Annotated in this window: 5 protein-coding genes; 4 read left to right on the top strand and 1 reads right to left on the bottom strand. The window is 30.1% G+C overall.

What is annotated here, in order from left to right; all coding sequences use genetic code 11:
- The first annotated feature begins 21 nt into the window (after window positions 1-21).
- Window positions 22-1650, top strand: coding sequence for a Na/Pi cotransporter family protein (locus tag ACI3VO_RS03180; RefSeq protein ID WP_439756531.1), 1629 nt, complete (start codon window positions 22-24; stop codon window positions 1648-1650).
- 333 nt (window positions 1651-1983) lie between these two features.
- The gene (locus ACI3VO_RS03175; RefSeq protein ID WP_439756530.1) at window positions 1984-3330 is read left to right on the top strand and encodes a glucose-6-phosphate isomerase; all 1347 of its coding nucleotides are present in this window, start codon (window positions 1984-1986) and stop codon (window positions 3328-3330) included.
- A gap of 92 nt (window positions 3331-3422) precedes the next feature.
- Here ACI3VO_RS03175 and ACI3VO_RS03170 read toward each other — a convergent pair whose 3' ends face one another.
- Window positions 3423-3944: a GNAT family N-acetyltransferase gene (locus tag ACI3VO_RS03170; protein ID WP_439756529.1), complete on the bottom strand. Its 522-nt coding sequence runs from the start codon at window positions 3942-3944 to the stop codon at window positions 3423-3425.
- 226 nt (window positions 3945-4170) lie between these two features.
- Here ACI3VO_RS03170 and htrA point away from each other — a divergent pair, with 226 nt between their 5' ends.
- Both htrA and ACI3VO_RS03160 read left to right on the top strand, forming a co-directional pair.
- Complete coding sequence (gene htrA, locus ACI3VO_RS03165; protein WP_439756528.1) at window positions 4171-5253, top strand: serine protease HtrA; 1083 nt, start codon at window positions 4171-4173, stop codon at window positions 5251-5253.
- Window positions 5254-5431: 178 nt separating this feature from the next.
- The gene (locus ACI3VO_RS03160; RefSeq protein WP_439756527.1) at window positions 5432-6151 is read left to right on the top strand and encodes a PepSY domain-containing protein; all 720 of its coding nucleotides are present in this window, start codon (window positions 5432-5434) and stop codon (window positions 6149-6151) included.
- Window positions 6152-6346: the final 195 nt, after the last annotated feature.

The following is a 6346-nucleotide window of genomic DNA, read 5'->3' as shown; positions in this document are numbered from 1 at the left end:
ATTTTGAGTAGCAGTAAAAAAGTGCAAATAGTTATAAGTCTTTTAGGTGGTTTAGGTCTGTTTTTATATGGTATGAATCTTATGGGGTCATCGTTAGAAAAAGTAGCAGGATCTAAAATGAAAAAAATTATTGAACTCCTAACAAAAAATGTATTTATGGGAGTATTTCTTGGAGCTATAGTAACAGCAGTTATTCAAAGTTCTAGTGCTACTACTGTAATGGTTGTAGGGTTTGTTAATGCTGGTCTTATGAATCTTACACAAGCTGTTGGTATAATCATGGGGGCAAACATAGGTACAACTGTAACAGCCCAATTAGTATCATTGGATTTAACTGGATTAGCTCCACTTGCTTTAGGAATAGGTATTTTGTTGTATTTATTTGCCAAAAATGAAAAATATAAACAGGTTGGAGAAGTATTTATAGGTTTTGGTTTATTATTTACAGGTATGGAATCTATGAAAGGTGCAGTAAGTCCATTAGCTGAATATCAAGGATTTACTGATTTATTAGCTACATTTGGTAAATATCCATTATTAGGTCTTTTATTAGGATTCGGGATAACAGCTATAATCCAAAGTTCAGCAGCAGCTATGGGTATGTTAGTCGTATTGGCAGCACAAGGATTAGTTCCTCTTGAAGCAGCATTACCAATATTATATGGACAAAATATAGGTACTTGTGTAACTTCATTAATATCAAGTATAGGTGCAAATAAAAATGCTAAGAGAGCAGCTACGGTGCATTTAATATTTAATATTTTAGGAACAATTATATTCTTAATCTTTTTAAATGGCATAGTTGTAAAAATGGTAGTGGCAATGAATCCAAATAATATTGCAAGACAAATAGCAAATGTACATACTATATTTAATATAGTTTCAACATTTTTATTATTACCATGTAATAAATTAATCGTTAAGTTAGCTATGAAGATAGTTCCAGATGGTAAAGATGGAGTAGAAGAAGATGAAACTAGAGTAATAAAATACATAGACGACAGAATGATTCAAACTCCACCAATAGCTTTAGCTAGTATAATCAAGGAAGTATCTAGAATGGGTGAAAAAGCTAGAGATAGTGTAGATAGCGCTATGGAAGGTATATTAGAGGTTTCTACTGAAGGAATTGAAAATACTTTAAAATTAGAACAAGTAATAAATCAATTACAAAAGATGATATTAAATTATCTTTTAAAACTTTCTAAAGCTTCTTTAAGTGATGAAGACCGTGAAACAGTAGATGATTTATTTAACACTGTAAATGACATAGAAAGAATCGGTGACCATGCTGAAAACTTAGCTGAAATAGCACAATCAGCTATAGATAGTCAGGTTGTTTTCTCTGAACAAGGTCAAAGTGAAATAAGCGACATGTACAACAAGGTTATATCTGCATATACATATGCTCTAGAAGCAATGGCTACATCTGATGTTAACTTAGCTTGTAAGGTTATAAAAATAGAAGAGCAAGTAGATATAATGGAAGAATCATGTAGAGTAAATCACATGAGAAGATTAAATAACAATCTTTGTAGTATAGACAATGGTGTTATTTACTTAGAAATTTTAACTAACTTAGAAAGAATTTCAGACCATGCAGCTAACATAGCTGAAAAAGTTATTCAACAAAAAATAGGCGATAAATAATTAAATTATGAATATAATAATAAAAGGGGTGTATAAAAGCACCTCTTTTATTTTGTAAAAATACTTAAAATGACAAAAGAAATAATACGAAGACTTTTTTATAATGTTTGTATCAAAAACGAATTTAAAATATCGATTGTAATTACAAATCATCAAATGATAGCGTTTTCATAAAAACATAGGTGATTTTACAGTCAAAAAAAGGAAAAAAAGCCAAAAAATATATATTTTTGATATTTTGTATACAATAAAAATATGTTATAATTTAGATGTTTAAAGAGATAAAAAATATATTATAAATAACAAATAACTTTAAAAAAGAGAGGGATTAACATGACTAAATTAAATTTAGACTATAGTAAAGCATTAGGATTTTTAGACAAATCAGAAATCGACGCAATGCAACCATATGTAACAGTTGCTCACAAAGCACTTCACGAAAAAACTGGATTAGGAAATGACTTCTTAGGATGGATAGACTGGCCAGTTGACTACAACAAAGAAGAATTCGACAGAATAAAAAAAGCTGCAGAAAAAATAAAATCTGACTCAGATGTATTATTAGTAATAGGTATAGGTGGATCTTACTTAGGATCAAGAGCTGCTATCGAAATGTGTTCACATACTTTCAGAAACAGCTTATCAAAAGAAGAAAGAAAAGCTCCAGAAGTTTACTTTGTAGGAAACAGTATAAGTTCTTCTTACTTAGCTGATTTAATAGAATTAATAGAAGGAAAAGACGTTTCAGTAAACGTAATATCTAAATCAGGAACTACTACAGAACCTGCTATAGCATTCAGAATCTTCAAAGACTTATTAGAAAAGAAATATGGAAAAGAAGAAGCTGCTAAGAGAATATATGCAACAACTGATGCTAATAGAGGAGCTCTTAGACAATTAGCAAATGAACAAGGATATGAAACTTTCGTTATACCAGATGACATCGGAGGAAGATTCTCAGTAATGTCACCAGTTGGTTTACTTCCAATAGCTGCAGCTGGACTTGATATAGATGAAATGATGAAAGGTATGGCAGATGCTAGAGCTGATTTCTCTACAGATGTTATAGATGACAACTATGCATACCAATACGCTGTAATAAGAAACTTATTACATAGAAAAGGTAAAGATATAGAATTATTAGTAAACTACGAACCAACATTACACTATGTAAGTGAATGGTGGAAACAATTATACGGAGAAAGTGAAGGAAAAGACCAAAAAGGTATATTCCCAGCATCAGTAGATTTCTCAACTGACTTACACTCTATGGGACAATATGTTCAAGATGGTAAGAGAATATTATTCGAAACAGTAATAAACGTAGAAAAAGCAAGAAAAGACGTAGTTATAGAATCAGATGAAGCTAACTTAGACGGATTAAACTACTTAGCTGGAAAAGGTCTAAACTATGTAAACCACAAAGCTTTACAAGGTACTGTATTAGCTCATAACGATGGTCAAGTACCAAACATGATAATAAACATAGAAAAATTAGATATCTATAACTTCGGTTACATGGCTTACTTCTTCATGAAAGCTTGCGGTTTAAGTGGATACTTACTAGGTGTTAATCCATTCAACCAACCAGGTGTTGAAGCTTACAAGAAAAATATGTTCGCTTTACTTGGAAAACCAGGTTATGAAAAAGAAAAAGAAGAATTAGAAAAAAGATTATAAGATTATATAGATTAGATTAATTATAAATATTGAAATAAAAATCCAAATAGAATGAGTGCAATCATTTTATTTGGATTTTTTAAATTTTAAATTTACAAAACTAATTCATATAAAAGAAAATCAGTTAAACCAGTATCTTCATAGAATAGCTTCAAAGTCTGTATATATTTAAAGCCCATAGATTCATATAATTTTGAAGCAGGTATATTGCCACCTAATACATCTAATCTAATTGCCTTGATATTTTGACTTTTACAGTAATCAATTGCCTTTTGGACCATTTGCTTTGAAATTCCTTTACCTTGCTGTTTTACAGACACACCAAGTGCATGTATAGAAATTACTTCTTCTGGTGTTGCACTTATATTCCAAGATGCAGTTTCATATCCATCTGTACATTCATGATTCAAAATCATAGATGCAACAACTGATTCATCTATTACAGCTATGAATAATTCATCGTTTTGGATGGCATTTTGTACAGCTTCTCTTGTTGGATACACATCTTTTTCCCATCCAGGTTCAAATTCAGAGTCCTTCATATCATCTGTTATATCGTAGTAAAATTGCATTACATCATTTAGTTCATTTATTTTTGCTTGTCTTATTTCCATAAAAACACCTCCTACAGATTAATATCTTACTTAAATAATATACTATTTTGTGCTAAAATTTGTTATATCGTTAAAAAATGTCATATTATTTTAATACTATTAAGCTTAAATTAAGATTGAAACAATATAATAAAACCATAGAAAAAAGAAAGATATTTTAAAATATTTATTTAGTACATAAATTATTTGAGTAAATAAATATTGTAGATATAGGAGGAATATTTTTATGTCAAAGAAAAAAAGTATAAGCTTAGTTATAATAGTGGCAATTGTTTGTTCCGTTTTAAGTTCACTATTAACAGTTGTAGTAGTCAATAAAACAGGTATTTTGGGAACAAGTAGTCAAGGAACAAGTTCGCAGATAGTAGTCAACGATGATGGAAAGACAACAAATGTATATCAAGCAGTAAGTAAAAAAGCATTGCCTTCAGTTGTAGGTATAACAACAACTACAGTAAGTAGCGACAACTTTTTCTCTATGCCTACAGAATCAACTGGTGTAGGTACAGGAATAATAGTTGATTCAAATGGATATATACTTACAAATTCACATGTTATATCTGATGGTCAAGCCAGAACAGTAAATGTATTATTTAGTGATGGAAGTACAGTAGATGGTAATGTAGCTTGGTATGATTCACAACTTGACTTGGCTATAGTTAAAGTGGAAAAAACAGGTCTTACAGCTGCAGAGCTTGGAGATAGCGATGAAGTATCTATAGGTGATATATCAATAGCTATAGGAAATCCATATGGACTAGATTTAGCGAGTACAGTTACACAAGGTATAATCAGTGGGTTAGATAGAACTATATCAACTCAAGAAACTACTATGACAGGGCTTATTCAAACAGATGCAAGCATAAACTCTGGTAATAGTGGTGGACCATTATTAAATGCAAGTGGTCAAGTAATAGGTATAAATACTGCGAAGGCTTCAGAAGGTGAAGGCTTAGGATTTGCAATACCTATAAATACTGCTAAACCAATAATAGAATCAATAATAGAAAAAGGCAGTTATGAAAAAGTAACATTAGGAATTAAGGGTACAGATGCAGAAACATATGCCCAATATACAAACCAACAATTGAGCTCTGAAACAGGAGTATATGTTTCAGAAGTAGTATCTGGATCAGCAGCAGAAAAAGCTGGAATAAAATCTGGAGATATAATAACTAAGATAGATGATGTAGATTTATCAGTAATGTCAGATTTAACAAAACAATTATATAATTATACTACTGGAGATAAGGCTCAAATAACTTTAAACAGAAATGGTAAAGAAATGACATTAGATGTTACTTTCTAAAAAAATTAATTAGATAAATTAGGAGCAATCATACTTAAATAGTGTGTAGCTCCTTTTTTAGTTGTTTTTAGAAAAATATTTTTTATTTTTAAAAAAAGTACCTAAATTTTATATTGAGTATGTATTTAATAGTAAAAGAAAATAAAACAAAAAATATAAAATTTAGGAGGACAATAATATGAAAATAAAGAGAAATATAGCAATCGGTTTAGGAGCAATAATGATAGCAGGAATATCTATAGCAGGAGTATCTCACATATCGGCAAATGCTCAAGATAAAGTGATGACTAATACTACAACACAACAGCAAGCTACTATAACAGAAGCAGAGGCAAAAGAGTTAATAGCAGAGAAGGTTCCAGGGGCAGAGATAATAAATTTTAATCTTGAAAAAGACGATGGAGTATTACAATATGATGCAACATTGGTAAAAGATAATATGGAATACGATATCGATGTAGATGCTAATACAGGTAAAATATTATCTTTTGAAAAAGAAGTATACGACGAAGAAGATAAAATAGAAGATCAAGTTATAAGTAAAGAAAGCAATCAAGACGAAAACACAACTGAATCTAAAAACAATTATATAAGTATAGAAGAAGCTAAAAAAATAATGAAGAATAAGGCTTCAGGAGCAACATTAGTGGATTTCGAATTTGATATGGAAGATGGTAGAGCAGAATATGAAGGCGAATTAGTTGGAAATAACATCGAGTATGATATAGTTTTAGATGCAACAACAGGTGCTGTTATAGAGTTTGAAAAGGACTATGATGATGACAGCAGATATGATTACGATGATGATGACGACGATTACGATTATGATGACGATGACAATGATGATTATGATGATGACAGATATGACGATGATGACGACGATAGAGATGATGATTAATTTATTAAACAATATTTGTATAGAAAATTCTAATGATAGTTCAAAGAGTTTTTCTGTAAATAGCTTTACATAATAATTTTAGTGAGGTATAGGGATATATGGACAACGAGTCTATACCTCTATTTTAATGTAATTTATTAGAACCAAACCTTGCTTAAAATTTCAATTCCAGCTTATTTTGAATGATTACTACAT

The sequence above is a fragment of the Intestinibacter sp. genome (assembly GCF_051866655.1).
Taxonomy (GTDB): Bacteria; Bacillota; Clostridia; order Peptostreptococcales; family Peptostreptococcaceae; genus Intestinibacter.
This window is presented reverse-complemented; position numbering and strand designations above follow the sequence as displayed.